The 4,217-nt window shown below is 54.8% G+C and carries 2 protein-coding genes; one reads left to right on the forward strand and one right to left on the reverse strand.

From position 1 onward, the window contains the following. Positions 1–264: 264 nt before the first annotated feature. A complete protein-coding gene (locus FMZ75_RS22325) occupies positions 265–2,118 on the reverse strand; it encodes a glycoside hydrolase family 16 protein (RefSeq protein WP_166146137.1) in 1,854 nt (617 codons plus the stop codon). 997 nt (positions 2,119–3,115) lie between these two features. On the opposite strand from FMZ75_RS22325, the gene FMZ75_RS20815 reads away from it, so the two are divergent. Beyond that, positions 3,116–3,289: a hypothetical protein gene (locus tag FMZ75_RS20815; RefSeq protein WP_166146140.1), complete on the forward strand. Its 174-nt coding sequence runs from the start codon at positions 3,116–3,118 to the stop codon at positions 3,287–3,289. Positions 3,290–4,217 lie beyond the last annotated feature (928 nt).

Below are 4,217 nucleotides of genomic sequence, written 5' to 3' on the forward strand. Positions count from 1 at the left end.
TCTCGTTCATCTTCGGATCCTTCCAGAGACATGGCTGTCCCTCCGAAGAATCTCACATCCGAAAATCCTTCCGAACCCAAAGAATCAATGGGGTCGCGACGGCGCTTACTCTGAAAGAGCTCGAGGCGAGGATGCGCGACGTCGCAAAGCGGCGTTTAGTCCGATGGGCACGAGAAGCATATCCCCGAAAATAGGCGCCACGGGAGGCTTTTCGAGACCGAGCGTTGGCGAACCAGAAAAAAGTTCGACATTTTCGAGGGTAGATCAAAACGGCTTCACGCTGTAGAGCCGAACATAATTGATGTGCATGACGAGCGGATTGGGCGTCGTCGAATTGGCCTGCAAATAGATGTTGGAAGCCATCCAACTCGCATCTGCGACATAGTCCATGACGGGTGTCAGCGATACGCCCTGATAGGCGGCCACTAGAGGAGCAGGAGCCGAATAAATCAACTGCTGGTCGGCGTAGAAGTCGATGTGCTGCGCCGTCCAGTCCATCCCGTAAGTGTGGAATTGGCTGTCGATCAACCCGGCGTGCTGGCCTATCGTGGTTCCATTATTGTTGGTCGCGCCGCCTGAGTGGATGGTGGTGTAGAAGACGTCGGAATGACCAAAGAATTCGAGCAGATCAATTTCCGCATGCGGCATATTGGGGTTTTGTCCGGGCGTTGAATAGAACCATAGAGCCGGAAACATGCCGGGTCCGGCATTCGGAAAAGCCGCGCGAAACTCGAAGTAACCGTAAGTAAATCCTGGAAATACGGCCGGATTGGCCTCCAGACGTCCGCCGATGAAGGAAGGGATCGGACCCGGAGTGCCTTGCGCGGTCATTTCGGCTTGGATTGCCGGTTCCAGATTTGTGGGCGTCCGGCTCGCGGAAATCGTCAAATAGCCGTTCGCTTGCGAAAACGGGCTGATTCCCAGCATAGTCGGATCATTGGGGTTGATGTCAAAAGTGCCGCCGGCCATGTTGCAGACGCCGGAGGCGACGTCCGCAAAAGAGCAGGGCGAGGCCGCGAAGTCGACATAGCCCTGCACAGGCGACTGCCAAGTCATGTCGTTCGGCATCCACACGCCCGCAGTAGCGCTGGAGGCGCTTCTCAATGTGAGAGGTGTGACGCTGAAGTCCTGCTCCCATAGCAGAACCGCGTTATTGCCAGTGAGAACCGGCGGACTCGTGGTCGAGTTGGCGACGACGGAGAGTGTAGCTAGTGCCTGCGACTCGGCAAGCAAGGTCCAAGGATTAGAATTGTAGACGGAGATCTTTCCGATGTAATCGGATAGTTGGGCATCTGCGGGAATGTTCAGGTCGAAATGAATAGAGTTTCCCCCTGCATTCAAAGTTACAACCTTGCATTCTCCAAAATTATATTGGTATTGGTCGGTGAAACCAACGCAGACAGAATCTGATGTTGTAGCGACCGTTGTCGTCAAAGTGGCTGTAACGCTCAATTGGCCGTTAGGCTTGGTGTTCCCTAAATAATTCAGTGATGTAAATGTATATGTGCCTGTCTGTGGCGTCATCGAGAGCGTGGCTAGCGTCGACGACTGGGCGAGTAGGGTCCATGGATTTGAGTTATATACGGAAATCGTGCCTGTGTAAGTGTTTAGTTCCGCATCAATTGGAATATTTATGTTGAAATTTATATAGTTGATGCCTGTATTTAGATTTATGACTTGGCAGTTTCCGAAGTTGTATTGAGATGGACTCGCAAAACCTATGCAGACAGAGTCGGAGCCTATCGCCGACGACGCCGTCAGAACGGCGACGCCGCTCAACTGGCCGCCTGGCTGTAGATTACCTGAATAACTCAGCGAAGAAAATGAATAATATTCCGTTGAGCGCGCTGGCGAAGTCATGAAGGCGAAATAAGAAGTGAATAGAAGAGCAATAATTGTCTTTACATTCATGGCGTGACTCCATCCGCCAATGCTCGAGTTCACTGAAAATTTCAGCGGCCGTATAGACGGCAGGCTCGACGAACAATGGAGGCCGGGTGCTGTGAGCCTTATCAAGGAGGCTTGAATAATGGTGACGATGGACCATCTGGCGCTCGGCGACGATGACGTATTCTGAAGGACGACGAAGGCGTCACAATTTTTCGTATAGATGGTCACGGTTGGAGGCTCCGATTAAGCGAATGAATTTACTTATAAGCTGCGTAGCGTCGATCATTAGTTCTACGAATTATGCGCGATCATGACTACATTAGTGTAACATAGTCGTAGATGTGCGCTTTGTATCATGAATTCTGCTGCGCGCTTGAGCATAAGGTAGGTGAAGGCGAGGACGCCGCCAAAATCCTACAGCGCATGTTGCCAACCCTCGTTTTGCAATAAAGATATTCAAGCGGGGCTGTTCCCGAGTCTCATTCAGGCGGACGGCGCAACAATACGTAGTGTCGATCACGTTACAATGACACTCCATTGGACGCCAGAGCGTCGGCCGGGAATATTTGCACGCTTCTCCGATCGGCCGCGTCGCGACGTCCGAGAGCCGGATCGGCGAGAAGCGCCTGGTGGCGCGGTTCGATCGGCTCGACCCCGACGTTGTCCTATGTGCCTGAACAACATCCGGAGGTAGTAGCCCCCCCGCTCTTGTCTCGGCGTTGAGGAAGCAGGCGGCGGCTTTGGCGCTTGCGGCGCGGGCTTGGGGCCGCCGGGCGGCTGCGGACTGGCTGGGCCGCGCGGCGAAGCGCCGGGCGGGGGCGCGGTGCCGCTTCGCTTATCGAATGCGTGTCCATCTTCGCGACCTTCGGAATTGATTCGTCGTGCCCAGTTTCGCCGGGCCCGGAGGACGTCAATTGCGATCACGAGAAGATACGACGGGCGCTGTAACGCGATTGCAATCCGAGCGGCACGCCAAGCCCGTCATGCTTGAGTGCCCGGATTCCTTGACGTGCAACAAATATTTGGATAGCGACCGGCTAGGGTCATCAGGTCGATGACTCGCCGTGTTCCGGTTTGAGCGCGGCGAAAAAAAATTTGAAAGGGGCTGCACAAAAACGGGAGCTTTCGGCTATATTTTCGATAGCGGGGCGATTAGCGCCTGGCTTCCCTAACCCGCCTCTGGCGGGTTTTTTGTTGGCATCCACCCACGAGACGCCGACCCCGCATGTTCGACAACATGGCGGGCTGGCTTCATGCCGTTGCGGTTAAATACGGCCTCTCGTTCCTGCGACGACTCTGGCCCGCGAAGCGGCCAGGCTACCATGAAAAATTCTGGTCGCTGAAAGTCCGGGAATTCGAGGTGACGTACTACCGCCGTGACGACGACCGCCAGCCCTAAGCCTCGTCTCTCGCCTTAACCGGCGACCCCTGAATCAGGCTTGAGCGAGGTCGATGTTGCGCGTCCCTACCGTTGCAAAAATTAAGATTTCCGCATAATCCGTAGGTCGCTGATCTTTCAGGGGTTTGAGCTATGCAGAAGATGCGTGCAAAAGGCATGGCGTCTCGTGGAGCAAAAATCGACAAATCGCAAAATCGGGTGAGACAAAAACGCGGAAAATGATATGTTTTTCTGGCATCGTAGGCGATTCGTGCCCGGTGCTTCAAAACAGCTGCGAGAGCAGCTGACGGACGATCCCCGTCGATACGCGCATAAGCTATCGGCCTTGTGGACCCGAGTTGGTGAAGGGAGCGCAGAAGCGCCGATTTCACTAAAAGTGCGAAGCTTTGCCTGAGTGTTAGCGCTGGCATTCTCGCTGGCGCTTCTGTTGCTTGCAAACAACTCCGGTCATGATCGGCCGGTCGAAATTCCTCTCGGATCGTTCGAGAGGATCGGCGGCGACTTGCCGCAACCATGCCCGCCGACAGGCGGGTTTTCTTTGGCTCCGATAGGATGCTCTGCCCGACATGTTCAACGACATGCGGGACTGGCTGAGTTGCGCTGTCGGGCTGTTCTCTCTGTATCTGACCTTGAAGGGCGCAGGGCCTCGCCGCCGCGATTGTCGGCGCGAGCGCTTTCGCTCGTTCAAAGGATTCGGGATCGAGTGGACGGCCTATGACCGCGACGACGACCGCCGCTCCTGAGGTTCGCCTGCTTCCACAGGTGACACGCCGTTTTTGAAAAACCGTTTGCACCACCGTGGCGGTGCATGGCATGCTATATATGATAATATCCTTTATCACATATTTGATTGGTCGCCGCGAGGGGTCTTATGACGGATGCAGAAATCAGGGGCAGGCTGCTGGAGCACCTTTACCGCTTGCGGCAT

The sequence above is a fragment of the Methylosinus sp. RM1 genome (assembly GCF_011378635.1).
Taxonomy (GTDB): Bacteria; Pseudomonadota; Alphaproteobacteria; order Rhizobiales; family Beijerinckiaceae; genus Methylosinus; species Methylosinus sporium.